Source organism: Ancylobacter rudongensis, from assembly GCF_900100155.1.
Classification (GTDB): domain Bacteria; phylum Pseudomonadota; class Alphaproteobacteria; order Rhizobiales; family Xanthobacteraceae; genus Ancylobacter; species Ancylobacter rudongensis.
Genome location: NZ_FMTP01000006.1, coordinates 196,074 through 222,283, shown reverse-complemented (window position 1 = coordinate 222,283; position 26,210 = coordinate 196,074). Strand labels below are relative to the sequence as shown.

Genomic DNA, 26,210 nt, shown 5'->3' with positions numbered 1-26,210 from the left:
GCGCGCGCGGCGCCTAGCTTCCCGGCCATGATGATCGCTTCGATCGAGAGTGCGCGGTTTTGCGCGGGACGGCGAATTCGCCGCCCGGCCGACAGGTTCGGCCGGGTTTCCTGAACGCACGCCATCTCGATTCCTCGTCATCATCGGACGCTCCCATGACTGCCGGTCTTTGCCGCCACCGCCTCGTCGTCGAGGCGGATGCCCATCCCAATCTCATGCTCCGCCTGCTGGAGCCCTTCGCCATCCATGACGTGCAGCCCACCCGCATCCGGCTGGACGGGCCGGCCGATGGCAAGATCGACCCCGCCCATCTCGGCACGATGCGGGCGGAAATCGCCTTTGTCGCCGGCCCCGACATCGCCGAACGCCTGTGGGCACGCATCGACGTGATGGTGCCGGTGCGCACCTCGCATCTCGTGTCGAGCGCCTCGGGCGAGATCGCGGCCTGAGCGATGCTGGCCCAGCTCGGTGCCATCGCCCTTGTCGTGGCGCCGGTCTTCGGCCTGATCGGTCTCGGCTTCATCGCCTCGCTCTCGGGCCATCTGCGCGAGCGCGCCGCCGAGGGCCTGTCCGAATATGTGTTCGGGCTGGCCGTGCCGGTGCTCATCTTCAAGACGCTGGCCGAGGCGCAGCTGCCGCAGGAGGGCCAGCCCTGGGGCTACTGGATCGCCTATTTCACCGGCGCCTTCCTGGTCTTCGCCCTCGGCATGGTGGCGGCGAAAAGGCTGTTCGGGCGCGGGCACCTCGAATCGGTGATCCAGGGCTTCACCTCCGGCCAGGCCAACACGGTGTTTGTCGGCGTGCCGCTCATTCTCCAGGCCTTCGGGCCGGAGGGAGCGGTGCCGCTGTTCCTGCTGATCGCCATTCATTTGCCAATCATGATGGTGCTGGCCACCGTGCTGGCGGAAGGCGCGGCGGCCGGCGTGTCGCTGGCCAGCCTGCGCCGGCTGGGGCGGATGCTGGCCTTCAACCCGATCCTGCTCGGCATCTATGCCGGCGGCATCGCCAAGCTGGCGGGCTATGTGCCGGGCGGGGTCTTGAAGCAGACGCTGGACATGCTGGCCGCCTCCGCCGTGCCCTGCGCGCTGGTCTCGCTCGGCCTGGCTTTGCACCGCTATCCCATCCGCGGCGATATCGGCCCGGCGGTTCTCATCACCACGCTCAAGCTCGGCGTCCACCCGGCCATCGTCTATGCGCTGACGCGGGTGCTGCCGATGCCGCCGGTCTGGGCGGATGTGGCTGTCGTGTTCGCCGCCATGCCCTGCGGCATCAACGCCTATCTGCTGGCCCAGCGCTACAAGGCCGGCGTCACCGCCGCCGCCAGCGCGGTGTCGCTGTCGACGGCGGCGAGCCTGTTCACCGTGACGATCTGGTTCCTGATCCTCGGCGTGAGCTGAGACGCCGTCCTCAGTTGAGCTTCATGCAGTTGGCGTAGAAGGTGGTGGTCGCCGGCCAGTCCGAGAACACGCCGATCACGCCAATGTCGCGGCCGAGCACGTCGAGCAGCGCCAGCATGTCGCCGTCGCGGTCGATCACCGGCTTGACCGACTGGTAGTAATAGCCCCCGCCCGTATTGAGCGGGCCGGAGCGCTCCAGCGACCAGGCGATCAGGCCGAGCCCCGCCTTCTTCGCCGCCTCGGCATAGGCGGAGGGCACGATCCTGCCGTCCTTGTGCGTCACCAGCATCCACAGCGGCGGGGCGAGGATCTTCACGCCCTTATCCGCCAGTTCCTGCATGGAAGGCTGCCAGCTCTCGGGCTTCATATTGTCGAAGCCCTTGTTCTCCTCGTCGCGGCCGTCGAGATAGACCGCCTGGGCGCCGAAGGCCGGCTCGGCCTTGAGCCAGTAGAGCACGTCGTCGAGCCGGAAGGACTGGGCGTAGACATCGCGCGGGTCGATGCCGGCCGCCTTGTACTCGTCGATCATCTGCTGGGCGTAGTGCTCCTGGCTGTAGCTGCCCTCGAAGGGCATGGCGACCTCAGGGGTCTTCAGCTCGGGGGTGAATTTCAGGCCCAGCGACTTCACCAGATCGATATATTCCTTGTGCGAGACCAGCGTCGCCCGGTTCACGTAGAGGTCGGTGCGCCAGCTCGGCGTGCCGTCCATATATTCCTGCGCCGTCACCCCGCGCGGGTTGAAGCCGTCCATCTTCGGCCGCAGCGATTTGAACTCGGCCAGCGTCAGGTCGCTGGTGCAGCACTTGGCGCTGGCCTTGCGCCCGGTGGTCGGGTCGGCCGGCTGGAAGCCCTCCGAGCATTTCGCCGCCAGTTCCGGCCGGGCGAGAATGTCGGTCGTGGTGTGCAGGTCGCACTGGGCATGCCGGCACACCAGCTCGCGGTCTTTGGTGAAGGCGACATCGCATTCGATCACGCCGGCGCCCATGCGCGCGGCGGCGATGTAGCCCTCGCGCGTGTGTTCGGGAAATTGCAGCGGCGCGCCGCGATGGGCGATGGAGAAGTTCTTCGCCGTGAACGGGCCCTTGCACTGGGCCAGCTGCTCCTTCAGCGCCCCATCCTTCATCTCGCCGACGAGATAGAACGGGCGCGGACCGATCTCGATGCTGCCGATCCCGGGGCCGCCACTCTCCGCCGCCGCCGGAGCGGCAAGTGCCAGCGCGAACAGCGCCGCGGACAAGGGCCGGAGGGTGGGACGCAAGGTGGCGCGCAAAGCTGGGAAGATCGTCACGGAGCTCTCCTGTCGGCTCGGGCGGTGCCCCCTGGCTATTCCCCGCCGGTGACAGCGGTTTGACGCGGCGCCGGCTACACCGAGGGTTCGACCACCGCCTGCGGCCAGCGCGCCAGCGCCTCATGCCCGGCCGGCGTGAGTTCATAGACGCCGCGCTCGGTGCGGGCGAACCAGCCATAGACATTGTCGCGCAGGATTTTCCCCGCATCCGGCGCGCGCGGGCGCAGATCGCGCGGGCGTGCCGGCCCCGCCGCCAGCACGGCGGCGCAGGCCAGCGCCTGCTGGCGATAGGCGGTCATCACAGGCACCCGCGAGCCGCCGCCCACTGCCGGGTCGCCCTGCCGCCGCCTGTGCTCGGACACCAGGCGCGAGCGCCGGCGCGGGTCCTTGCGCGGCATCGGCGCATCAGGCGCGACCAGGATCGTCACCGCGCCGTCCGGCGCCACCAGCAGCATGCCGAAGCCGAGCCGGCGGCAGAGATTGCGGAAGCGGGCATCGCTCTCGCGGCCGCCGCCGCGCAGCGAGGCCCGTGCCGCGAGCCACACCTCGTCGCCGGCCCCGGCGCGGTGCACCGCCTGCAGCACCAGCTCCAGATTGAAGCTGAGCTTCAGTTCGCCGATCACCACAATAGGGGTCTCGTCATCGGAGAGCGCCACCAGGTCACAGCCGCCGATCTCCCCCTTCACGGTGAAGCCGCGTTGTTCCAGAAAGCGCTTGATCGGCAGATAGAGCGAGGTCTCCAGGGTCCGTCCTCCGGGCTTGAACTCAGGGACGGCGCGGCGGGCGCGGCGCCGCCGGGGCACCGCCCGCGCGCTTTTCGGCCAGCCAGATCACATGGCGCGCGCCGCTTTTGCCATGGGCGCGCACCCGCGCCTCCTCCACAGCGAAGCCCGCCCGGCGCAGGCGGCTGGTGAAGCCGCTATCGGGCGCCGAGGACCACACCGCCAGCACACCGCCCGGCCGCAGCGCCGCCCATGCCGCGCCCAGCCCGGCGGGGCTGTAGAGCCCGTCATTGGCCGCCCGCGTCAGCCCGCCCGGGCCATTGTCGACATCGAGCAGGATGGCGTCATAGGCGGCCCGGCCCTTGCCGATCAGGCCGGCGACATCGCCTTCCTGAACGGTGACGCGGGGATCATCGAGGCTGTCGCCGAAGATCTCCGCCATCGGCCCGCGCGCCCAGCCGATCACCGCCGGCACCAGCTCCGCCACCACGAGACGCGCCTCGGGCCCCACCTCGCCCAGCGCGGCGCGCAGGGTGAAGCCCATGCCGAGCCCGCCGATCAGCAGTACCGGCGCCGGGCGCGCGCCCAGCCGGGCGCAGACCAGCGTCGCCAGCGCCTGCTCCGAGCCGCTGAGGCGGCTGTTCATCAGCTCGATCGCCCCGGCCATGATGGAGAATTCCGCGCCCCGCCGCTTGAGGCGCAGCTCGCCGCCCTCGGGCACGTGGGCGGTATCGAGCAGGGTCCAGGGAATCATGAGGGCGTCTCGGTGCGCGGCATCCCCCGAGGTAGCGCCGAACGGGCCCCCCGGGCAAGACGCGCGCGCCGATACCGCCTTTCGCCGCGCCGCTCAGATCAGCGGCGGGATGGACGGGTTGATCGGCACCTCGAACACGGTCGGCCCCGTGGCATTGAACGCCGCCGCCATCCGCTGCTTCAGCACGCCGAGATCGCTGATCCGCTCGGCGGCGCAGCCAAATCCCTTGGCGAGGCTGACGAGGTCGAGGCCGGGAATGTCCAGCCCCGGCACGCCGGGCGTCTCCTCCAGCACGGCGAAGGATTTGAGGATGCCATATTCGCCATTGCGCAGCGCCAGGATCACCAGCGGCAGCCCGCTCTGCGCCGCCGTCCACAGCGCCTGCAGCGAATATTGGAACGAGCCGTCGCCGATGATCAGCATCACTGGCCGGTTGCGCCCGGTGTCGCGCTCGCCCAGCGCGATGCCGACCGAGGCCGGCAGGTTCCAGCCGAGCCCGCCGCTGGCGAAGGTGAAGAAGGTCGCCGGCTCGGTGATCGGCCAGTGCGTGTGCAGGTCGGCGAGGTTGGAGGGCGATTCCTCCACCAGCACCGTGTGCGGCAGCCGCGCTTCGGCCAGCGCCGCGAACACCTCAGCGGCGGTCGGCACCTCGCCCGCATGCGCCGGCGCGTCGGACGCCGGATGCGGCGCCATCCGGTGCGCCAGTTTTTCGCGGGCCGCGCCCGTGCCCGCCCGGGTCCTCACCAGCCCGGCCAGCCCGCGCGTCGCCAGCACCGCATCGCCCACCAGGCTGTCGCCGACCGGGGCGCGCGCCGTCTCCGCCGGATCGTCGCTGATATGCAGCAGCCGCAGCCCCTCCGGCAAATAGTCGCCGGCGACATAGGGGTAATAGCGGAACACCGGCGCGCCGATGACGAGGGCGACATCGTGCCCCTTCAGCTTCTCGGACAGCGGGCCGATGGCGAAGGGCAGCCCGCCGGCATAGAGCGGGTGGTCCTCCGGGAAGGGGCAGCGCTCGCTCGCCGGCGCCGCGAAGACGGTGGCGTCGAGCGCCTCCGCCAGCGCGATGGCATCCGGCCAGCCGGCGCCCCGGTCGATCGCCGCGCCGAAAATCAGCGCCGGGTTGGTGGCGCCGGAAAGGATGTCGGCGAATTCCTTCAGCCGCTCCGGGTCAGGCGCGATGCGCTGGCTCACCGTGCGCACCACCGCCCGGCCTTCCAGCGGTTTGTCCCAATCGTCGAGCGGCAGCGAGAGGAACACCGGCCCGGCCGGCGCCTGCGTGGCGGTGGCATAGGCGCGCATGAAGGCGGCGGGCACGTCTTCCGGCCGCGCCGGCTCATAGGCCCATTTCACCCAGGGACGCGGCAGCTGCGTCGCGTCGACATTGGTCAACCACGGCTCCATCAGCAGCATTTCGCGCGTCTGCTGGCCGGCGGTGACGATGAGCGGCGTCTTGTTGAGCGCGGCGGTGATGAGGTTGCCCATCGCATTGCCGAGCCCGGCGGCGGTGTGGACATTGACGATCGCCGGCTTGCCGGTCGCCTGCGCATAGCCATCGGCGATGGCGATGGCGGAGGCCTCCTGCAAGGCGAGGTGATAGGTGAAATCGGCCGGAAAATCCTTGAGGAAGGTTTCCTCGGTCGAGCCCGGATTGCCGAAGAAGGTCGTCAGGCCAAGGTCACGCAGAAGGTCATACGTGACCGAACGCACGGTTGAACCCGTCATCTTGTCCCCCACGGCGGCCCCCGCAGGCCGCGCGTCGCTCTGCCCCCCGCAAGCACCATGTCGCGGCGCCGGGCGGCCAAAGCTTCCCGATTACGGGAGGGAACTCAACCCCGTTCGTTGGCGTACGAGCGACGCATGCGGAAAATCTGCCGCCCGCCTCCATCCCGCTACCACGGCTCTTCCAGCGCCCTTCGCCGCACCTCGTCGGGGGGCACTCCCTGCGCCCGCAGCGCGTCGAGGCCCTGCGAGCCGATGGACTTGGAGAGCTTGCGCCCTTCCGCGTCGAGCAGCAGCGAATGGTGGGTGTAGAGCGGCGCCGGCAGGCCCAGCAGCACCTGCAGCACACGGTGCACCGAGGTCGCCGCCTTGAGGTCCGCGCCGCGCACCACATGGGTGATGCCCTGCAGCGCGTCGTCCACCACCACGGCGAGATGATAGGCGGTCGGCACGTCCTTGCGGGCGAGGATCACGTCGCCCCAGGCCAGCGGGTCGGCGGCGACGAGGCGGGCCGTGCCGCCGGCCGCCTCCACTTCCTGCCAGCCGAGCGGCCCGGCCACCGCCACCGCCGTCTCCACCGCCCGCGCCATGTCGAGCCGCAACGCATAAGGCTCCCCCGCCGCGACACGGCGCGCCCGCTCGGCCGCGCTCATGGCACTGCGGGGAAACGGAAACAGCGGCGCCCCGTCCGGGTCGCGCGGCCAGTCAGGTCGCGCCGCCACCGCGCGGCGGATATCGCCCCGGCTCTCGAAGCTGGGATAGACGAGGCCCAGCGCGTCAAGCCGGACGAGCGCCGATGCATAGTCGGCGAAATGTTCCGACTGCCGGCGCACCGGCCGCTCCCACTCCAGCCCCAGCCAGGCGAGGTCCTCGACGAGCGCCGCCTCGAATTCCGGCCGGCAGCGCTCAATGTCGATATCCTCGATCCGCAGCAGGAGCCGCCCGCCGCAGGCGCGCGCCAGCGCCTCGTTCAGCAGCGCCGAGCGGGCATGGCCGAGATGCAGAAGCCCATTGGGGCTGGGGGCGAAGCGGAAGGCGGGGCGCGGCACGGCGTCCTCAGCGCGCCGCGACCACCGCGACGCCCGCGCCCACCATCACGCCGCCGGCGGTACGGTTGACCCGGCGCACCACGGCCGGGGTGCGCAGCAGCCGGCGCGCGCGCCCGGCGAGCAGCACATGGCCACCCACCACCAGCACCTCCACGGCGAGGATGATGGTGGCAAGGCTCGCCAGCTGGCCGAGCGTCAGCGAGGGCCCCACCACATTCGGCAGCAGCGCCAGATAGAACAGCGGCATCTTCGGATTGCCGAGATTGAGCGCGAGGCCGGTCGCGAAATCCGGCAGCAGCCCACGCCGCACGGTCCCCGGCGCCAGCGCCGGCACCACAGGCACGGCGGTCCACAGCCGCACGCCCATCCAGATCAGCCAGGCCGCGCCGGCATAGCGCAGCGCCGTCATCAGCCACCCCATCTCCTGCGCCAGCAGCGAGAGGCCGCAGGCGGCAAGGGCAAGGAAAACGAGCACCCCGGCGACGGTGCCGGCGCCATAGGCAAGCCCGGCGCTCGCGCCATGCGAAAGGGTGCGCGCAACGATGGTCATATTGTCAGGGCCGGGGCTGGCGGCGAAGACGAAGAAGGCCGCCGCGAAGGCGAGCAGCGTCCAGACATCCATGGTCAACTTCCCCCGGCGCAGCGGCGCGCCGGAAGCCGAGGATAGAAGCTCCGCCGCCCGGCGTTAAGCTCAGAACTGGCGCGCCACCATCATCTTCTTGATCTCGGCGATCGCCTTGGCCGGGTTCAGCCCCTTCGGGCAGGCCTTGGCGCAGTTCATGATGGTGTGGCAGCGATAGAGCCGGAACGGGTCTTCGAGGTCGTCCAGCCGATCGCCGGTGGCCTCGTCGCGGCTGTCGATCAGCCAGCGATAGGCCTGCAGCAGCGCGGCCGGGCCGAGATAGCGGTCGCCATTCCACCAATAGCTCGGGCAGGAGGTGGAGCAGCAGGCGCACAGAATGCACTCATACAGCCCGTCCAGCTTCTCGCGATCGCCGCGCGCCTGCCGCCATTCCTTCTCCGGCGCCGGGGTCTCGGTGTGCAGCCACGGCTCCACCGAGGCGTGCTGGGCGTAGAACTGGGTGAGATCAGGCACCAGGTCCTTCACCACGGGCATGTGCGGCAGCGGGTAGATCTTCACCGCCGAGGCATCCACCTCGTCCATGCTCTTCAGGCAGGCCAGCGTATTGGTGCCGTCAATGTTCATGGCGCAGGAGCCGCAAATGCCCTCGCGGCAGGAGCGGCGGAAGGTCAGTGTCGGGTCGATCTTGGTCTTGATCCAGATCAGCCCGTCCAGCACCATCGGCCCGCAATCGTCGCGGTCGACATAATAGGTGTCGACGCTCGGATTTTTCCCGTCATCCGGGTTCCAGCGGTAGATCTTGTACTCGGTCAGCCGGTTGGTGCCGGCCGGCTTGGGCCACACCTTGCCTTCGACAAGCTGCGAGTTCTTCGGAAGCGTGAGCTGGACCATGGCGAGCGATCGTTCCCCGGCTCAATACACCCGCTTGCGCGGCTCGATGTACTGGATGTCGTTCGACAGCGTGTAGGTGTGCACCGGCCGGTCGTCGAGGCGCACCGACTGCGTCTCGAAATCCATGAAGGCCAGCGTGTGCTTCATCCAATGGGCGTCGTCGCGCTCGGGATAATCCTCGCGCGCATGGGCGCCGCGGCTCTCGGTGCGGGCGGCGGCGCTTTCCATGGTCACGCTCGCCTGCGCGATCAGATTGTCATATTCCAGCGTCTCGATGAGATCGGAATTCCAGATCAGCGAGCGGTCGGTGACGTCGATGTCGCTGGTGCCGGCGAACACGTCGGCGATCAGCTTGCGGCCTTCCTCCAGCACCTCGCCGGTGCGGTAGACGGCGCAATTGTTCTGCATCACCTTCTGCATCGACAGGCGCAGCTCGGCAGTCGGCGTGCCGCCATGAGCGTTGCGGAAGCGGTCGAGCCGGGCCAGCGCCAGATCGGCGGAATCGGCCGGCAGCTCGCGCTGCTTGTCGCCGGCGGTGAGGATGTCGGCGCAGCGCAGCGCCGCCGCGCGGCCGAACACCACGAGGTCGGTGAGCGAGTTGGAACCGAGCCGGTTGGCGCCGTGAATGGAGACGCAGGCGCATTCGCCCACCGCCATCAAGCCGGGCACCACATGGTCCGGGTTGCCGTGCTTCTTGGTGACGACCTCGCCGTGGAAGTTCGTCGGGATGCCGCCCATGTTGTAATGCACGGTCGGCAGCACCGGGATCGGCTCCTTGGTCACGTCGACGCCGGCGAAGATCTTGGCGCTCTCGGAAATGCCCGGCAGCCGCTCATGCAGGATCGCCGGGTCGAGATGGTCGAGATGCAGGTAGATGTGGTCCTTGTTCTTGCCGACGCCGCGTCCCTCGCGGATCTCCATCGTCATCGACCGCGAGACCACGTCGCGCGAGGCAAGGTCCTTGGCCGAGGGGGCGTAGCGCTCCATGAAGCGCTCGCCCTCGGCATTGGTGAGATAGCCGCCCTCGCCGCGCGCGCCCTCGGTGATCAGGCAGCCCGAGCCGTAGATGCCGGTGGGGTGGAACTGCACGAACTCCATGTCCTGCAGCGGCAGGCCGGCGCGCAGCACCATCGCATTGCCGTCGCCGGTGCAGGTGTGGGCTGAGGTGGCGGAGAAATAGGCGCGGCCATAGCCGCCGGTCGCGAGGATCACGGTCTGGGCGCGAAAACGGTGCAGCGTGCCGTCATCCATCTTCAGCGCGACCAGGCCCCGGCAGCGGCCTTCCTCGTCCATGATCAGGTCGAGGGCGAAATATTCGATGAAGAACTCGGCCGAGTGCTTCAGCGCCGCGCCGTAGAGCGTGTGCAGGATGGCGTGGCCGGTGCGGTCGGCGGCGGCGCAGGTGCGCTGCGCCGGGGTCTTGCCATAGTCCACCGTCATGCCGCCGAACGGGCGCTGGTAGATCTGGCCCGCTTCCGTGCGCGAGAACGGCACGCCCCAGTGCTCCAGCTCGTAGACGGCGGCGGGGGCGTGGCGCACGAGATACTCGATGGCGTCCTGGTCGCCCAGCCAGTCCGACCCCTTCACGGTGTCGTACATGTGAAAGCGCCAGTCGTCGGTGCCCATGTTCCCGAGCGAGGCGGCGATGCCGCCCTGCGCCGCCACGGTGTGCGAGCGGGTGGGGAACACCTTGGTCACGCAGGCGGTGCGCAGCCCGGCTTCCGAGCAGCCGACCACGGCGCGCAGGCCGGCGCCGCCGGCGCCAACCACCACCACGTCATAGGTGTGGTCGGTGATCGGGTAGGCGGAACGCAGCGACGCCCCGTTGGCGGCGCCAGTGGCGGAAGAGGTCCCGGCCATGGTCTCAGCCTCCGAAACTGATCTTGAGGACGGCGAAGGCGCCGGCACTGCCGACCGCAATGGTGAAGAACGTATTGGCGATCAGCGCGAGCACCTTCATCCCCTCGGCAGGCACATAATCCTCGATCACCACCTGCATGCCGATCCGCATATGGAAGCAGACCGAGAAGATCAGCAGCAGCAGCACGATGGCGACCAGCGGGTGCCCGAGAATGGCGAGAGTCTGCGCCTGCTCCTGACCCGCTGCCCATATTACGATTGGCAGGGCGATCAGGATCAGCAGAAGATTGGCGAGCGCGGTCACGCGCTGCAGCCAGAAATGGCCGGTGCCGGAGCGCGCCGAGCCGAGGCCGGCGACGCGCCGGCGCGGGGTGCGCATGGAGGAACCCGGGGTCGCGCTCATGGGGTCAGCCCTTCACCAGCCAGATGACGATCCACAGCACCGCGGTCAGCGCGATCGACCCGCCGATGGTGAGCTTGGCGAACAGTTCGCGCGGCCCGGGGCCGAAGCCCGCGCCGGTGTCCCAGACGAAATGGCGGATGCCGCCCAGCGCGTGGTGGATCAGCGCCCAGCTGTAGCCGACCAGGAGAAGAAGGCCGATCCAGCTGCCGTAAATCCCGTTCACGAAGGTGAAGGCCCGCTCGGAACTGGCGGCGGCCAGCAGCCAGGCCACCAGCAGCGGCGTGCCGAGATACAAAGCCACGCCGGTGATGCGATGGACGATGGACATCATCATCGTCAGCATCGGGCGGTAGATTTGCAGATGTGGGGAAAGGGGCCGCTCGGCCGCTCCTGCCATGTCGGTGTCCCAGATCACTCAGGAATGTGGTGTGTGCGTAGCGGAAACGATTGCAGTTCGCAATCATTCCAAAGGTGGCGTCTATCGTTCCCTCCGCCGCGCCCCTGTTTCCGGTTGCGCTGCAGCAAGCACACCCTAGCGCATCGAAGCCGCCGCGCGCACCCCCCCTTTTCGGCCCGTATCCGGCCCGCGCAAGCCCCGCGAAAGCCGATGCTGACGGCCTGTTAACCATCTTTGCCTTTTAATTGACGGAAATCCGCCGTCTGTAGGGGTCTCGCGGAACCCGCGCACCGAGGTCGCCTCGTCCATGCTTTTTGCGAAACCCAGCTGCCTGCCTGGCGCAATACTGGTGCTGCTCGTCGCCCTGCTCGGCCTTGCCGCCTCCCCGGCTGCTGCGCAGTCACGGGATTCGGTCCGCACGCTGACCTCCGGCGGCCTCAGCCGCGAGTACATTCTGCACCTGCCGAAGAACGCCCCGCCCGAGCCGCTGCCGCTGGTGATCGCCCTGCACGGCGCCCTGCAGCCGGCCGGCATGATGCAGCGCTATCTCGATCTCGACGCGGTGGCCGACCGCGAGGGTTTTATCATCGCCTACCCTAAGGGGATGAACCTGCTGTGGAATGACGGCCGCAGCTCGATCGCCGGCTTCATCCCGCTGCTGCACAAGCGCGACGATGGCCGCTTCGTGCTGGATGTGCTGGAGGCGCTGACGGCGGAGGGGCTTGTCGATCCCTCCCGCGCCTATCTGATGGGCTTCTCCAATGGCGGCTTCCTCACCGCCTATGTCGCCTGCAAATACGCCGACCGCTTCCAGGCCTATGCGACGCTGATGATGACGGTGCCGATGGACTATGCGGAAAGCTGCCGCCCGTCCAAGCCGGTGCCGATCCTGCTGATGAACGGCACTTATGACCCGATCGTGCCGGCCTTCGGCCGCCCGACCCCGGGCGCCCGGCTGATGTCGGCCGACGCCACCGCCGCGCTGTTCGCCCGGCTCGACGGCTGCGCGGCGCCAGCCATCTCCAGCGCCCCGCATGCCCGCATCACCCGCTGGAACGACTGCGCCCCCGGCGGCGCCGTCGCCTATTACGAGGTGGCCGGCGGCCACCAGCCGCCCTCACAATCGACCGACGCGGTGGACGCGCTCGCCTCCGTGCTGCTCGGCCCCCGCCGCAGCGGGCTCGACGCGCCGGAGGAGATCTGGACCTTCTTCAAGCGCTTCGGCGGCGCCCCGCCGGTCGAGATCGCCGGGCGCGCTCCCGCTTCCACCACCTCCGCCTCCTCCGCCCTCGCCCTGGCGCCGCCCGCCCCTCCGGCGCGGCCGGTCCGGGCCCAGCCGGCCACGCCGGCCAATGCCTGGGCCGGCATCGTGCCGGACGCCGACGGCGCGAGCGCCCCCGCGCCCACCGCCTTCGCCGCGCCGGAGCCCGCCCCCTCGCTCACACGGCCGATCGCGCCCGGCGCGCCGCTGCCGCTGCAGGCCGGCTTTGTCCGGGCCGGCTTCGTGCAGGGCACGCAGGTCGCCCCGGCCCCGGCCACCCGGCTGGCGCAGGTGCCGCTGCCGCCGCCCTCGCCGCTGCGCCCGCGCGCCGCCAGCGCCCAATAGGGCGCCGCGCCGACCGCCGGCCGCCGCCCGCCGGCGGCCCTTCCCATAGGGTCGTCGCCATCCTTTTGCCGTGAGCCGGCTCTACATCGGCTCCGCCCGTCGGCAGTGCTGCCGATGGTCAGGTCGATTCGCCGGCGCGGCGGGTTGACGGGCGGTGTTGCCGGCGGCATCGTCGCCTCCCATCCGCGCCGGGGGTATTTTGCAACCTCCGATGCCATCGCGCCCGTCGGGCGCCACAGGAAACAGACGTGCCGAAGCCGGTCGTGGACCGCGCGGCGAGCACATCGGGAAAAGGCGGGGAAAGCCGGTTTGGAGACAAGGCGCGGACTGGCAGGCGTGAGGCGCTCCCACCTCGCGGCGTTTGATCTCGGCGACGAGCCTCCGCTCGGCGTCGATGGTGACGCCGAGGAGCCGATCAACCGCCGCCGCATCTCCATTCGCTGGCTCATGGCCACGCTGCTCACCGGCATTTGCGGTGCCGCCCTCATGGGTGGGGCGGTCTATGCCGCGCTCGATGGCGAATACCGCTTCGCCCAGTCGCCCGAAACCGTCCGCTCCGCCCTGCGCGGCGCCCTGGCCGCCGGCGAGCGCCCGTCCAATGTCGCCCGCAAGGGCGACCGGATGTCGATCCTCTCGGAGAGCTTTTCCGCCAAGCAGACGCTGCGCCTGTCCACCACCGTCAAGGATGGCGACCGCGAAGTCATCAAGGTGCGCGCCGTCACCAAGGTGGCGACCAATCTCGCCCAGTCCGTCACCTCCGCCTCGGTCGACGTGCCGCGCTTCAACCCGGCCAAGCTGATCGCCGAATCGACCAATGACGAGGCCGAGGCGGTGCAGGCCGAGCCCACCGGCGACCTCACCATCGTCGTGCGCGACATCGGCGCGCTGCCCCCCAGCACCCGCTTCGCGGCTGAGTTGCCGATGGAAGACGTGCTGATGAAGGTGCGTGAAACCGCCGAGTTCAGCATCCCCACCGCCGACGCCCGCGCCCCGGCCTTTCCGGGTCTCGGCGTGCTGGCCTATGCGCCGTCAGGCGCCGCCGATCCGCTGAATGCGCTGCAGCAGCCGGAGAATGTGTCGGCGGTCGACAAGTCCGCCGACGACGCCTCCGGCGGCAATGACTGGTCCGAGCGCACCGTAGTGGCCAAGGCCGGCGATACCGTCGCCTCCGTGCTGATTGATCTCGGCGTGCCGGAAGGCGCCGCCAACGATGCCGCCCGGGCCTTCGGCACCCGGGAGCTGTCCGGCACTCTCACCCCCGGCCTGCGGCTGAAAGTCCTGCTCGACAACGCCACCGAGGGCGCGATGCCGCTGCGCGTGGCGGTGTTCGGCGAAAGCGGCCATCAAGGCACGGTGGCGCTGTCCGACAGCGGCAACTTCCTGCCCGTGCAGGAAGCCGGTGACACCCAGGTCGCCGATCTCGCTCCCGAGGATGGCGAAGAGGAAGGCGGCAGCGGTCGCATCACCCTCTATGACAGCATCTGGGAGACCGCGCTGCGCCACGAGGTGCCCCGCCCGGTCATCGAGAGCATGATCCGCGTCTATTCCTTCGATGTCGACTTCCAGCGCCGCGTGCGCGCCGGCGATTCCTTCGAGGTGCTGTTCGAGCCCGACGAGGCCGGCGGCGCCGGCGGCGTGCTCTATGCCGGCCTCACCGTCGGCGGCGAGGAGCGGCGCTATTACCGCTACCAGACCCCGGATGACGGGCTGGTCGACTTCTATGACGATGCCGGCAAGAGCGCGAAGAAGTTCCTGGTGCGCAAGCCGCTCTCCGGCGGCCAGCTGCGCTCGGGCTTCGGCATGCGCCGCCACCCGATCCTCGGCTATAGCCGCCTGCATTCGGGCGTCGACTGGTCCGACCGCACCGGCACGCCGATCTATGCCGCCGGCAATGGCGTGATCAAGAAGGCCGCCTGGACCTCCGGCTATGGCCGCCGCATCGAGATCCAGCACGCCAACGGCTATGTCACCACCTATTCGCACCAGTCCAGCTTCGCCAAGGGCATCCGCGAAGGGGTGCGGGTGCGCCAGGGCCAGCTGATCGGCTATATTGGCTCCACCGGCCTCTCCACCGGCGCGCATCTGCACTATGAGGTGCTGGTGAACGGGCGCTTCGTCGACCCGATGCGTATCCGCCTGCCGCGCGGGCGGGCGCTGGACGGGCGCGTTCTCGCCAGCTTCGAGAAGGAGCGCGCCACGATCGACGCGCTGCTCAACCACAGCAATGCCGCGCGCGTCGCCGCCAGCGCCGCCGGCACCGCCGAGACCAACTGATGCTGGACGGACCCCGCCTTCCGCCCCGTGCCGGCGGCCCCGCCACCTCTCTGGTGGTGCTGCTGCACGGCTATGGCGCCGACGGCCGCGACCTGATCGACCTCGGCGAGTACTGGGCGCCGCTGCTGCCCAACACCGCCTTCGTCTCCCCGCACGCGCCCGAGCCGCTGGCCATCGCCCCGGTCGGCCGGCAATGGTTCGGCTATACCGAGCGCGACGACCGCGAGCGCTGGACCGGGGTGCAGAGCGCGCAGCGCGCGCTCGACGGCTTCCTCGACGCCGAGCTCGCCCGGCTGAACCTGCCCGGCTCGCGCCTCGCGCTGGTCGGCTTCAGCCAGGGCACGATGATGGCGCTGCACACCGGCCTGCGCCGCACGGTGGCGCCCGCCGGCATTGTCGGCTTTTCCGGCATCCATGTGCTGCCGCCCGCGCGCGCCATGGCGGAATTCGACGCCGAGATCATCGCCCGCCCGCCGGTGCTGCTGATCCATGGCGATCTCGACCAGGTGATCCCGCCGCTGGCGCTGCCGCGCGCGGTGGAAAGCCTGCAAAGACAAGGGATCGCGGTGCGCGCGCACCTCTCCAACGGCCTCGCCCACGGCATCGACGCCACCGGCCTGTCGCTGGCCGGCAGCTTCCTCACCGAAGTGCTGGCCTGACGCCTGACCTCTGCCATCTGCCGCACTGCGGCGAATTGCCGGCCGGCGCTTCACAAGACTGACACGCTCCCTATAGAGTATCGCCGTGCGTCACGCGGCGCCGACTCAAGCGGCCGTGCTGACGCTCCTGACAGGGAGCGAGCGTTGACGGCGACTTTGTCTCCGGGTGCCTGGCCTGCCCTCGTGCTCAACGCCGATTACCGGCCGCTGAGCTATTACCCCCTCTCGGTCTGGGCATGGCAGGACGCGATCAAGGCGGTGTTCCTCGATCGGGTGAACATCGTCGAATATTATGAGCGGCAGGTCTCCAGCGCGACCTTCCAGATGCGGCTGCCGAGCGTGGTCTCGCTGAAGACGTTCATCCGCCCCTCGCGCCAGCCCGCCTTCACCCGATTCAACGTCTTCCTGCGCGACCGCTTCACCTGCCAGTACTGCGAATCGCGCGAGGATTTGACCTTCGACCACGTCATTCCGCGCTCGCGCGGCGGCCAGACCACCTGGGAAAACGTCGTCGCCGCCTGCTCGCCCTGCAATCTGCGCAAGGGCAGCCAGATGCCGGAAACCGCGCACATGGTGCCGCGGCAGAAGCCCTACCAGCCGAGCGTGTTCGACCTGCACCAGAACGGCCGCCACTTCCCGCCGAATTATTTGCACGACAGCTGGATGGACTATCTCTACTGGGACACCGAGCTCGACCCGTGAGCCGCGTTCTCCCTCTCCCCGTGGGGGAGAGGGCCGGGGTGAGGGGGCGGATGAACCGTCTTTCTCACGCCTTCGCCGAGGCGCCCCACATCGCCACGACCGTCAGCGCGCCGGCGATGAAGGCGTTGTAGCCCGCCAGCGACAGTCCGAGCAGCCGCCACGCCGCCTCGTCGCAGCGCACCACCCGCGCGCTCTGCAGCTGGCCCAGCAGATTGCCGCCGCCCAGCGCCGGCCCGGCGCCGGAGCAGGTGTCCGGCCCGGCCCACCAGGCCCATTCCACCCCGGCATGATAGACGGCGAGAAAGGCGCCCAGCGCCATCAGCATGCCGCACAGCGCCAGCGCCACCCGCGCCGGCCCTTGCCTGCCGAAAGCCGCGCACACGGCGCCGATCAGCGCCACCGGCACGGCGATGTAATAGGGAATGCGCTGTTCCAGGCAGAGCGGGCATGGAGCCAGCCCCACCACCAGCTGGAAATACCACGCCCCGGCCAGCGCCCCGGCGCTGGCGACCGCCACCACCAGCGCCGCCGTCACCTGGCGGTTGCGCACCGCGCGGCGGGCGGCGGGCGAAGGGGCGGAAGCGGTCGCGGTCGCGGCAGGTATGTTCATGGGCGGGCACCGAGCGTGAAGCAATCGCGCCACTTCTAGCCGCTCGGCCCGCCGGCGCAAATGGGGGCGCCGATCACGTCTGCCGGATACCGGCGCCCTCACGCCAGCGCGAAGCGCAGCGCCCGCGCCATCGCCGCCGGCAGGATCGAGGCATGGTCCTCCCCCGCCAGCCGTTCGAACCGCACCTCCGCCTCCGGCCCGAGTGCCGCCCGCGCCCGGTCGGCAAAGCCCTGCGCCCGGTCGACCATGGCCCGCCGCGCCCGCCGCGCCGCCATCTCGGCCGCCTCCGGCCGCGCCGCCTGCCAGGGGGCGAGCGCCTGCTCCCATTCGCCGACGAGAATGGACAGCCGCGGCGGCATCGCGCGCGGCCGCGCCAGCCCTTCGATGAGCCGCCCCTCGTCCCACCACAGCGAGGGGCTCACCGCGACATAGGAGCGGAAGGCGGCGCTGTCGCGCGCCATCACATCGAGCGTGAACCAGCCGGCGAGCGAATGGCCGAACAGGGTCTGCCGCGCCGGGTCGAGGGGAAACCGGCGGCCAAGCTCCGGCTTCAGCACCTGCTCGATGAAGGCGAGAAAGGCGTCGCGCCCGCCGGTTGGCCGCCCGCGGCCCTCCGCCCCCGGTCCGGCCGTATAGTCGAAATGCCGCCGCACCCGCGCGTCGTCGCCCTCGGGGGTGCCGATGCCGACCAGCAGCATCGGCCCGATGCCGGTGGCGGCGGGGCGCACCGCCCCACGCCGCAGCACCTCAGTGAGGGTGGCAAAGCCGGCATTGGCGTCGAGCATGAACAAGGCGGGATAGCCCGCCGCCGGCGCCTCGCCCTGCGGGTGGGCGAGAAAGATCCGCCACGGCGCCCCGCCGCCGGGCGGGGCGAGGTCGAACCATTCGGCATCGGGCAGGGTGACAGGGTTCATGGGCAGGCGCCGCGGCAGAGGGAACGTGGTGTCAGCGCCGGAGGGCTCCGGCCCTTCCCCTCTTGCCCCACCCGCGCCCCGGCGCCAAGGGAGAGCCACGCTCGCCTGCGGACAATCAGCCCCCCGCGCGTCACCCCGGCCGGAGCACAGCGCAAAGCCGGGATCGCAATCCAGTCAACACATCTAGCGATCCCGGATCGGTCCTGCGGACCGTCCGGGATGACGCCATGGGAAGGCGCCGGCGTGCTCCCGTGGGTCCCGGCGCACCGCCCTTCCCCCTTTCCCCGTCGGGGAGAGGGTCGGGGTGAGGGGCCGCCGACGGCACGGGCCTGCGTCCTTCGAGATCAGGCGCTCGCACGCTTTGGCACGGCCTGGCCCGGTGATACGGTTTGCGAATGGACGTGTTCGATTGGTTGACCGGCTGGTATCAGGCCCAATGCGATGGCGATTGGGAGCACAGCTACGGCGTACGCATCGACACCCTCGACAACCCGGGCTGGACGTTGACTGTCGACCTTTGCGGAACGGACTGCGACGGCCGGACACTCGATCGGATTCAGCATAATTACGAGCACCCGACGGACTGGTGGACCTGCTGGACGGAAGACAACCTGTTTCGGGGGGCTGGCGGCCCGCTCCATCTTCGTTCGCTGCTGGAGGCGTTCCGCACCTTCGCACTAGAGACGCCTCCAAAGAACCGCCCCACACTGGAACGATTCCAGAAATTTCCCTGACGCAGCAGCAACTTGACCCGCCGTTGCGGCTCATGCAGAACCGCCGGTGTGCCTTTGGCGCCCCGTGGCGCCGAACGGCCGCCGGAGATCGCATGCGCCCGCCCTCTGCCCCCATCGACGCCGCAGATGCGGCCCCCCACGCCGCCCATGCCGGCGAGCGCGCCGCCTATGCCCGCCTGGTGCGCCGGCGGGTGCTCATCGTTGCCGGGCTCGGCGCGCTGATGGTGATGGCGCTGCTGTTCGACATCGCCACCGGCCCGTCCAACCTGCCGCTTGCCGAGGTGGTGTCGGGCCTTGTGAACCCCGCCGGGCTCGACGCCCCCTCCCGCGTCATCATCTGGGAGGTGCGCCTGCCCACGGCGCTGATGGCGGTGCTGGTGGGCACGGCGCTGGCGCTGGCCGGGGCGGAGATGCAGACCATCCTCAACAACCCGCTGGCCAGCCCCTTCACCCTGGGCGTCTCTTCCGCCGCCTCCTTCGGCGCGGCGCTGGCGCTGGTGCTGGGGGTGAGCCTGCCGCTCCTTCCCGCCGACTGGAACCTGCCGGCCTTCGCCTTCCTCTTCGCCCTCGGCTCGGTGCTGATGCTGCAGGCCATGGCCAATCTGCGCGGCACCGGGGTGGAAACGCTGGTGCTGTTCGGCATCGCGCTGGTGTTCACCTTCAACGCGCTGGTGGCGCTGGTGCAGTATGTCGCCAGCCAGGAGGCGCTGCAGCAGCTGGTGTTCTGGAGCATGGGCAGCCTCTCGCGTGCCAGCTGGGGCAAGCTCGGCGTGCTGGCGCTCGTCACCGCCGCCGTGGTGCCGTTCTCGCTGGCCGCCGCCTGGCGGATGACGGCGCTGCGCCTGGGCGAGGACCGGGCGCGCTCCTTCGGCATCTCGGTCAAGCGGCTGCGCTTCTTCTCGCTGCTGCGGGTCAGCCTGCTGGCCGCCACCTCGGTCGCCTTTGTCGGCACCATCGGCTTCATCGGGCTGGTGGCGCCGCACATCGCCCGGCTTCTGGTGGGCGAGGACCACCGCTTCTTCCTGCCGGCCTCGATGCTGGCCGGCGCCGTCATCATGTCGCTGGCCTCGGTCGGCTCGAAGCTCATCGTGCCCGGCGCGCTGCTGCCGGTCGGCATCGTCACCGCGCTGATCGGCGTGCCCTTCTTCATGGTGCTGATCTTCAGCCGGCGGGAGCGGATGTGATGGTGCCGCACCTCACCATCGAGGGCCTGTCCGTCGTCTATGGCAAGCGTCCGATTATCGACAACCTCACTCTACCTCCGGTTGCAGGTGGCGGGGTGACGGCGCTGATCGGCCCGAACGCGGCCGGCAAGACCACGCTGCTGCGCGCCCTCGCCGGGCTGGTGCCGGCGCGGGGGTCGGTCCGTCTTGGCCATATCGGTCCCACCGCACCGATCGTCCACCCGATCGAACTGACCCGCCTGCCGATTTCGCAGCATGCGCGCCATGTCACCTACATGCCGCAGGCGCTGCCGCAGCGGGTGGCGCTCACCGTGTTCGAAGCGACGCTCTCGGCGCTGATGTCGGCCCGCAGCGATAGGGTCCTGTCCCAGACGCAAGCGCAGGCGCGCGCGCTGGAGGTGCTGGAACGTCTTGGAATCCTTGATCTTTCCCGGCGCGGACTCGATGAATTGTCCGGCGGCCAGCGCCAGCTCGCCAGTCTCGCCCAGTCGCTGGTGCGCGAGCCGACCGTGCTGTTGCTGGACGAGCCGACCAGCGCGCTCGACATCCACCATCAGATGCGGGTGATGCAGCTGGTGGCGGAACTGGCGCGCGAGCGGTCCATCATCGTGGTGATCGTCCTGCACGACATCGCCCAGGCCGCCCGCTATTGCCAGCGAATTGTCGTTCTGGAACAAGGGCTTGTCGCCGCCGACGGCCCGCCGGAACAGGCCATCACGCCTGAGATGCTGGCCCGCGTCTACAAGGTCGAGGCCCGGGTCGAGCCCTGCTCGCAGGGCTTTTTGCAGGTCATTGTCGACCGGGCGGTGTAGCTAGAGCGTTTTCGAGCGAAGTGGATACCGGTTCGCGTCAAGAAAACGCGTAGATTCAAGGCTCTAGCCGCGCAGCGTGGCGCCGCCATCGACATAGAGATCGGCCATGGTGACATGGCCGGCACGGTCGGAGAGCAGGAACAGCACCGCGTCGGCGATATCGTCCGGATTCGCCAGCTTTCCCAAGGGGATGCCGGATTTGAAGGTGGCCGGCGTGCCGGCGATCACCCGGGCGGCGCCGTGTTCGTCCGCCCACATGCCGGTCTGCATCGGCGTCAGGGTCGAGCCCGGCGCGACGATATTGCAGCGTATGCCGTGCGGCGCCAGCTCCAGCCCGAGGCAGCGGGTGAACATGGTCGCCGCCGCCTTGGAAGCGGCATAGGCCGCCATGGCGTGGCGCGGAATGCCGGCGGCATTCGACGACACCACCACCATCGCCCCGCGATGGCGCGGCTGCATCACCCGCGCCACCGCCCGCGCCACCCGGAAAACGCCGGTGGCGTTGATATCCAGCACCCGCTCCCACTCCGTGTCGGAAAGGCTCACCACCGGCTCATAAGAGAGCACGCCGGCGACATGGGCGAGCAGGTCGATGGGACCGACCTCACATTCCACGCGTGCCACCAGCGCGTCCACCGCCTCGCTCGAACGCACGTCGAGCACGACCGGAATCACCGCCGCGCCCAGCTCTTCGGCCAGCGCCTTCACCCCTGCCTCGTCGCGGTCGGTAGCGACGACGCGCGCGCCCTCGCCGGCAAGCTGGCGCACCACGGCGGCACCGATACCGCCGGCCGCGCCGGTCACCAGCGCGATTTTCTCCTTTAACCCGCTGTCGCGCATCGCGTTTCCTCGCTCGCCTCTGTCACGGCCAGCGCCTTCGCCAGCACCGGAGCGATGGTCTGCACCGCCTCCGGCCCGGTGAGATGGGCGTGCAGGCTCGGCACCTCGATCACCTCGACCGCCGCTGCATAAGGCTTCCACTGCGCCGGCGAGAGGTCGCGCCCCACGTGGTCCAGCGCGGCGCGGAAATGCAGGATCGAGCCACCATAGCGCTGGTGAAAATGCTGGCGCACCAGCCGGTTATTGCCCGCCACCACCCGCACGACGCCATCGAGCGCCGCGTCGGGCAATTGGCCAAGCGGGCTGTCGGAGGCGCGCAGGAAGGCGCGCACGCTAGCGCGGTTCAGCGCCAGCGCCGGCAGCCGGTCGGGGTCATGGCCGGCAATAGCGAGCAGCGCCCGCAAGGCACCGTCTTCGCCCGGATCCGGCTCGCCGCGCCAGACATCGCAGGGGTAGGAATCGAGCATCGCCAGCACGCCCACTGCCGCGCCGGCCTCGGCGAGTCGCACCGCCATCGCCTGGGCGAGGATGCCGCCGACCGACCAACCGAGCAGGTGGTAAGGCCCCCGAGGATACAGCGCGCGGATATGCTCCACATAGTGTGCGGCCAGCGCCTCCAGGCTTTCCGGCGGCGGCACGCCCGGCGCCAGCGCCGGCGCCTGCAGGCCATACACAGTGCGACGGGGCGTTAGCGCCCGCGCCAGTCGTCCGTAGCACCACGAAATGCCGCCGGCGGGATGGATGACGAACAAAGGCGGCAGGTCGGGCGCGCCCTCCACAAGGGTGATGAGCGGGGCGAGGCCAAGATCCTGCGCCGGAGCCTGCGCCTCCAGCAGCCGAGCGAAGCCTTCCACCGTCGGCTGGGTGAACAGCGCGCCAAGGCCGGGGTCGTGCCCGAAAGCCGCCCGCACCCGCAGCAGCAGCGCGACGGCACTGAGTGAATCCCCGCCCAGCGCAAAGAAATCGTCCTCCGCTGCCACCGGCGCGCCGAGCTGCAGCTCGGCCGCGAACAGCCCGGCCAGCGTCCGCTCGGTCGGCGTGGCCGGCAAACGCTGGCCGGCACTGGCGAAATCCGGCGCCGGCAGGGCGGCACGGTCGAGTTTGCCATTGGCGTTCACTGGCAGTACGTCCAGCGCGATGATCGCCGCTGGCACCATATAGTCCGGCAGGCGGGCGGCCATCGCCACCTTCAGCGTAGAGGGGTCGGCGCCGGCTTCGACCACCACATAGGCGACGAGGCGGGTCGTCCCCCGGTCCTCGCGGGCGAGGATGACGACCTGGCGCACGAGGCCGCTGTCCATCGCCGCCGCCTCGATCTCGCCGAGTTCGATGCGCAGGCCGCGTATTTTCACCTGATGGTCGGAACGACCGAGGAAAACCACCGCCCCGTCCGGCCGCCACAGAGCGAGATCGCCGGTGGCATAGATTCGCTCGTCCGGCCGGAATGGGTCGGGACGGAAGCGCTCGCTGGTCAGGTCGTCGCGGCCGAGATAGCCGCGCGCCAGCTGCACGCCGCCAAGGAAGAGATGCCCCGGCACGTCAGGCGGCTGCGGCCGGCCCTGGGCGTCCAGTACATAGAGCCGCGTGTTCCACACGGGAAAGCCGATCGGCACCGGGCGCGAACGATCATCCGCACCGGCCGGCCAATAGCTCACATCCACCGCCGCCTCGGTCGGCCCGTAGAGATTGTGCAGCTCGGCGGAGAGGGTGCGGCGGAAGCGGTCGCGCAGATCCGCCGGCAGTTCCTCGCCGGAGCAGAACACGCGGGCAAGGCTCAGCCCCTTTGCGGTCGGCTCCGTGAGAAAGGCCGCCAGCATGGAGGGCACGAAATGCGCCGTGGTGATCGCCTCGTCGCGGATGATCCGCGCCAGCGCCAGCGGTTCGCGATGCGCCTCGGGCGGCGCGACGACAAGGCAGGCGCCTGATATCAGCGGCAGGAAGAACTCCCACACCGAGACATCGAAGGTCGCCGGGGTCTTCTGCAGGATGCGGTCGGCGGCGGAGAACCCGTAATGCGTCCGCATCCATTCAAGCCGGTTGACGATGGCGCGGTGCTCGATCACCACGCCCTTCGGTTCGCCGGTCGAGCCGGAAGTGTAGATCACATAGGCCGCATCCTCCGGCGCCGGGCCGGGCAGCGGGTTGCCGGCGGGCGCCTCCGGCCAGTCGGCCGGGGCCAACACCTGGACCTCGCCCTTGAAGCGGTGCGCGTCCTCCGCCTGCGCCAGCACGAGGCGCGGCCGGGCCGAGGCAAGAATGCGGGAAAGCCGGGCATCGGGCTGGACGAGGTCGAGCGGGAGATAGGCAAGCCCCGCCCGCAGCACCGCCACCAGCGCCACCACCAGCTCAAGGGAGCGTGGCAGCGCCACCGCGACGATGTCGCCGGAAATCGCCAGCCGCTCCGCCAGCGCCCGACTGCGCCTCTCAAGCGTCGCGTAATCCATGTCCTCGCCGGCAAAGCGGAGCGCTGGCGCCTGCGGCGTCGCCGCCATCTGCGCCTCGATCAGCGCGGCGAGCGTGGTGTCGGGCACGGCGTGGTCGGTGGCGTTGAGATCGAACAGATGGCGGCGCATCTCCTCCGGCGTCGCGGTGGGTATATCGGCAAGGCCCTCCGCCGCACTGGCCGCCGCGATGAAGTGCGCGAGCCGGGCAGCATGTGCCGCGACGCTCTCGATGCTGTAGAGATCGGGGTTGGCGTCGACCTCCAGCCGCAGCCCGTCCGTACCATGCAGTCGGAAGGTGAAGGTGATGTCCTCCACCGGCCCGGTCGACAGCACCTCCAGCCGGCAGGTCAGCCCTTCAAAGCGCGGCGTCTCGTCGAAGGGCAGAAGGTTGATGAGCGGCCCGTGCAGCCGGCGCAGACCGCCGACCCGCCCGAGGTCGCGGCGCAGCTGTTCGGAGCGGTAGCGCCCGTGCCGGCGGGCGCGGGTCAGGCTTTTCGCCACCGCGCCAAGATAGGCGTCGAGGTCGCCCCCCTCCGTCACGTCGACGCGCAGCGGCAGCACGTTCATCAGCATGGAAGGCACCCGCGCGGCCGCGCTGCCGAGCCGGGCCATGAAGGGCACCCCGACGATCACCTCGGGCGTGCCGGCGTGGCGCCCGACATAGGCCGCGGCCAGCGCCGTCACGACATCCGGCCAGGGAATGGCCGTGCGCTCGGCTACCGCTTTCACGCGGGCGAAGACCTCCGCCTCGATCTCCACCGCGCGGCGATGGAAAGCCGGCCCGCTCGAAGGGTTGCCGGGCGCAAGGCTCGCCACGTCGGGCGCGTCGGCGAACAGCGCGCGCCAATAGGCGCCATCCTTTTCCCGCTTCTCCGAGCCGCGATAGGCCGCGTCCTCGGCAAAGGCGACGGCAAGGCCGGGCAGCAGCGCGCCCGGGGCGATGCCGCGTCGGCGAGCATTGTAGAGCTCTGCCACGCGCTGGGTGAGCAGGATCATCCCGTAGCCGTCAATGGCGAGATGGTGGATGCGCTGCTGCCAGACATGCCGCGTCGGCCCCAGCACGAACAGCCGCTCGGCGGCGAGTTTGTCGCGCGTCGGGTCGATCGGGGTCGCCATGTCGCGGGCAATCTCCGCCCGCGCGGCGGCCAGCGGGTCGATCTCCCGCGAAAGGTCGATCACCTCAAGCACCGGACGCTGCGCGGGGTCGATCGCCTGCATCGGCTCGCCGGCCGCGTCGATCATGCGCAGCGAAAGCGCGTCGGCCTCGGCCACCGCTTGCGCCAGCGCGGCTTCAAAAGCGGCGCGGTCCAGCGGACCGGTCAGCTCGATAGACTGGCCGGTGTTGAACAGCGGATTGGCTGGGTCGAGCCGCTGCGCATACCACAGGCCGGACTGCGCCTCGGTGAGCGGATGGGCCTGCTGTTTGATCATACGGTCAGCCACCCGCGCGCTGCCGGGCCTCGACCAGTGCCCACCAGCCGTCCAGCGTCGGGTTCTCGGCGAATTCGGCGAAGTCGAGCGCCAGCCCGCCTTCGCTCCATTTCAGCACAAGGTTCATCGCCCGCATGGAATCGAGGCCGAGGTCGAGCAGGCTGTCGCCGTTGCCGATCTCCTCGGGGTCCTCATGCAGCATCCGCGCAATGTCGGCGCGCATGGTCTCGCGCGTCACCGGCGCAGCGGCAGGGGTAACGATGCGCCTGATATCGCCGGGCTCGATGGCCATCACAGCACCTCCAATATTTGCGCCGTGGTCAGCGGCACGCCGCACACATCAGCGACATAGGCCAGCGCGAGGTCATGCTTGGCGCGGGAGAAATCCGCCACCGCATCGGCCGCGATGAACGGCTCGATATCGCGCATGAAGGCATCGGCGGCAGTGAGCGTGCAGCCGATATGGGCATAGACGCCTGATATGATGAGCTGGTCGCGCCCGCGTGCGCGCAGCAGCGTCTCCAGGTTCGAGCGCTGGAACGCGCTGTAACGGTGCTTCACCAGCGTAAAATCGCCCGGCTGCGGGGTGAGCGCGGCGAGGATCGGCTGGTGCGTGGGCGAGGCGCTCATGCCCGGCCCCCAGAGGTCGGCCTGCAGGCCGCGGTCGCGCCGGTCCTGGTCGCCCTCCTGCGCGGTGTAGAACACCGGCACCCCGGCCTTGCGCGCCGCCTGCGCCAGGGTGGCGATATGGCCGACGACGGTGGCGAGCGGGTCGGCCTCGGGCGTGAAGGGGCGCAGGAAGTAGTTCTGCATGTCGTGGATCAGCAGAGCCGCGCGGTCGCGCTGCAGCTTCCACGGCGCGCGCGGACTGGGCAGTTCGTCGGCGCGCGGCAGCGCGTAGGGAGCGATCGTCGGCAAGCCTTTCGCACTCATG

General features: G+C 69.9%; 25 protein-coding genes. 9 read left to right on the top strand and 16 right to left on the bottom strand.

Going from position 1 to position 26,210, the window contains the following annotated elements; translation table 11 throughout:
- Positions 1-155: 155 nt before the first annotated feature.
- Together BLO63_RS16135 and BLO63_RS16130 are read left to right on the top strand one after the other, a co-directional pair.
- The gene (locus BLO63_RS16135; protein ID WP_018388049.1) at positions 156-449 is read left to right on the top strand and encodes a hypothetical protein; all 294 of its coding nucleotides are present in this window, start codon (positions 156-158) and stop codon (positions 447-449) included.
- A gap of 3 nt (positions 450-452) precedes the next feature.
- Positions 453-1,397: an AEC family transporter gene (locus BLO63_RS16130; RefSeq protein WP_091442588.1), complete on the top strand. Its 945-nt coding sequence runs from the start codon at positions 453-455 to the stop codon at positions 1,395-1,397.
- A 10-nt stretch (positions 1,398-1,407) separates the two neighbouring features.
- Here BLO63_RS16130 and BLO63_RS16125 read toward each other — a convergent pair whose 3' ends face one another.
- The 10 genes from BLO63_RS16125 to sdhC form a co-directional block, all read right to left on the bottom strand.
- Positions 1,408-2,679 (bottom strand): glycerophosphodiester phosphodiesterase family protein, encoded by a 1,272-nt coding sequence (locus BLO63_RS16125; protein ID WP_091442705.1) that lies wholly within the window; start codon positions 2,677-2,679, stop codon positions 1,408-1,410.
- Between the two features lie 80 nt (positions 2,680-2,759).
- Positions 2,760-3,428 (bottom strand): DUF2161 domain-containing phosphodiesterase, encoded by a 669-nt coding sequence (locus BLO63_RS16120; RefSeq protein WP_126280742.1) that lies wholly within the window; start codon positions 3,426-3,428, stop codon positions 2,760-2,762.
- A gap of 22 nt (positions 3,429-3,450) precedes the next feature.
- Positions 3,451-4,161, bottom strand: coding sequence for a spermidine synthase family protein (locus BLO63_RS16115; RefSeq protein ID WP_091442584.1), 711 nt, complete (start codon positions 4,159-4,161; stop codon positions 3,451-3,453).
- Between the two features lie 93 nt (positions 4,162-4,254).
- The gene (mdlC, locus tag BLO63_RS16110) at positions 4,255-5,871 is read right to left on the bottom strand and encodes a benzoylformate decarboxylase (RefSeq protein WP_244517907.1); all 1,617 of its coding nucleotides are present in this window, start codon (positions 5,869-5,871) and stop codon (positions 4,255-4,257) included.
- A 182-nt stretch (positions 5,872-6,053) separates the two neighbouring features.
- Positions 6,054-6,932, bottom strand: a complete 879-nt coding sequence (gene gluQRS, locus BLO63_RS16105; RefSeq protein ID WP_091442580.1) for a tRNA glutamyl-Q(34) synthetase GluQRS — start codon at positions 6,930-6,932, stop codon at positions 6,054-6,056.
- 7 nt (positions 6,933-6,939) lie between these two features.
- Positions 6,940-7,554, bottom strand: a complete 615-nt coding sequence (locus BLO63_RS16100; protein ID WP_091442577.1) for a LysE family translocator — start codon at positions 7,552-7,554, stop codon at positions 6,940-6,942.
- Between the two features lie 69 nt (positions 7,555-7,623).
- On the bottom strand, positions 7,624-8,406 hold the full coding sequence (locus tag BLO63_RS16095) for a succinate dehydrogenase iron-sulfur subunit (protein WP_091442576.1): 783 nt from the start codon (positions 8,404-8,406) through the stop codon (positions 7,624-7,626).
- Positions 8,407-8,427: 21 nt separating this feature from the next.
- Positions 8,428-10,266 (bottom strand): succinate dehydrogenase flavoprotein subunit, encoded by a 1,839-nt coding sequence (gene sdhA / locus BLO63_RS16090; protein ID WP_091442573.1) that lies wholly within the window; start codon positions 10,264-10,266, stop codon positions 8,428-8,430.
- A 4-nt stretch (positions 10,267-10,270) separates the two neighbouring features.
- On the bottom strand, positions 10,271-10,669 hold the full coding sequence (sdhD, locus tag BLO63_RS16085) for a succinate dehydrogenase, hydrophobic membrane anchor protein (protein ID WP_018388059.1): 399 nt from the start codon (positions 10,667-10,669) through the stop codon (positions 10,271-10,273).
- Between the two features lie 4 nt (positions 10,670-10,673).
- Positions 10,674-11,066: a succinate dehydrogenase, cytochrome b556 subunit gene (gene sdhC / locus BLO63_RS16080; protein ID WP_091442572.1), complete on the bottom strand. Its 393-nt coding sequence runs from the start codon at positions 11,064-11,066 to the stop codon at positions 10,674-10,676.
- Between the two features lie 307 nt (positions 11,067-11,373).
- On the opposite strand from sdhC, the gene BLO63_RS16075 reads away from it, so the two are divergent.
- The 4 genes from BLO63_RS16075 (at position 11,374) to BLO63_RS16060 (ending at position 16,307) form a co-directional block, all read left to right on the top strand.
- Positions 11,374-12,672 (top strand): CE1 family esterase, encoded by a 1,299-nt coding sequence (locus BLO63_RS16075; protein ID WP_091442569.1) that lies wholly within the window; start codon positions 11,374-11,376, stop codon positions 12,670-12,672.
- Positions 12,673-13,008: 336 nt separating this feature from the next.
- Positions 13,009-14,946, top strand: coding sequence for a M23 family metallopeptidase (locus tag BLO63_RS16070; protein WP_091442566.1), 1,938 nt, complete (start codon positions 13,009-13,011; stop codon positions 14,944-14,946).
- A complete protein-coding gene (locus BLO63_RS16065) occupies positions 14,946-15,605 on the top strand; it encodes an alpha/beta hydrolase (protein ID WP_091442564.1) in 660 nt (219 codons plus the stop codon). The genes BLO63_RS16070 and BLO63_RS16065 overlap by 1 nt, the downstream gene beginning before the upstream one ends.
- Before the next feature lie 144 nt (positions 15,606-15,749).
- Positions 15,750-16,307: an HNH endonuclease gene (locus tag BLO63_RS16060; protein ID WP_091442561.1), complete on the top strand. Its 558-nt coding sequence runs from the start codon at positions 15,750-15,752 to the stop codon at positions 16,305-16,307.
- A gap of 64 nt (positions 16,308-16,371) precedes the next feature.
- Here BLO63_RS16060 and BLO63_RS16055 read toward each other — a convergent pair whose 3' ends face one another.
- Complete coding sequence (locus BLO63_RS16055; protein ID WP_244517906.1) at positions 16,372-16,917, bottom strand: disulfide bond formation protein B; 546 nt, start codon at positions 16,915-16,917, stop codon at positions 16,372-16,374.
- Between the two features lie 98 nt (positions 16,918-17,015).
- Positions 17,016-17,831 carry an alpha/beta hydrolase gene (locus BLO63_RS16050; protein ID WP_091442558.1) on the bottom strand — a complete coding sequence of 272 codons (816 nt, stop codon included), beginning with the start codon at positions 17,829-17,831 and terminating at the stop codon, positions 17,016-17,018.
- Positions 17,832-18,226: 395 nt separating this feature from the next.
- Here BLO63_RS16050 and BLO63_RS16045 point away from each other — a divergent pair, with 395 nt between their 5' ends.
- The 3 genes from BLO63_RS16045 (at position 18,227) to BLO63_RS16035 (ending at position 20,561) form a co-directional block, all read left to right on the top strand.
- A complete protein-coding gene (locus BLO63_RS16045) occupies positions 18,227-18,565 on the top strand; it encodes an immunity 53 family protein (RefSeq protein WP_091442556.1) in 339 nt (112 codons plus the stop codon).
- A gap of 92 nt (positions 18,566-18,657) precedes the next feature.
- Positions 18,658-19,749 carry a FecCD family ABC transporter permease gene (locus BLO63_RS16040; protein ID WP_091442554.1) on the top strand — a complete coding sequence of 364 codons (1,092 nt, stop codon included), beginning with the start codon at positions 18,658-18,660 and terminating at the stop codon, positions 19,747-19,749.
- Positions 19,749-20,561 (top strand): ABC transporter ATP-binding protein, encoded by an 813-nt coding sequence (locus tag BLO63_RS16035; RefSeq protein WP_091442551.1) that lies wholly within the window; start codon positions 19,749-19,751, stop codon positions 20,559-20,561. The genes BLO63_RS16040 and BLO63_RS16035 overlap by 1 nt, the downstream gene beginning before the upstream one ends.
- A 63-nt stretch (positions 20,562-20,624) precedes the next feature.
- Here the strand turns inward: BLO63_RS16035 and BLO63_RS16030 are convergent, their stop codons facing one another.
- From BLO63_RS16030 to BLO63_RS16015, 4 genes are read right to left on the bottom strand one after another with little or no spacing between them, the layout of a single operon-like run.
- The gene (locus tag BLO63_RS16030; RefSeq protein ID WP_091442548.1) at positions 20,625-21,401 is read right to left on the bottom strand and encodes a 2,3-dihydro-2,3-dihydroxybenzoate dehydrogenase; all 777 of its coding nucleotides are present in this window, start codon (positions 21,399-21,401) and stop codon (positions 20,625-20,627) included.
- Complete coding sequence (locus BLO63_RS16025; protein ID WP_091442546.1) at positions 21,383-25,276, bottom strand: non-ribosomal peptide synthetase; 3,894 nt, start codon at positions 25,274-25,276, stop codon at positions 21,383-21,385. The genes BLO63_RS16030 and BLO63_RS16025 overlap by 19 nt, the downstream gene beginning before the upstream one ends.
- A 4-nt stretch (positions 25,277-25,280) precedes the next feature.
- Positions 25,281-25,568: a phosphopantetheine-binding protein gene (locus tag BLO63_RS16020; protein ID WP_091442543.1), complete on the bottom strand. Its 288-nt coding sequence runs from the start codon at positions 25,566-25,568 to the stop codon at positions 25,281-25,283.
- Positions 25,568-26,209, bottom strand: a complete 642-nt coding sequence (locus BLO63_RS16015; RefSeq protein WP_091442540.1) for an isochorismatase family protein — start codon at positions 26,207-26,209, stop codon at positions 25,568-25,570. The genes BLO63_RS16020 and BLO63_RS16015 overlap by 1 nt, the downstream gene beginning before the upstream one ends.
- Position 26,210 lies beyond the last annotated feature (1 nt).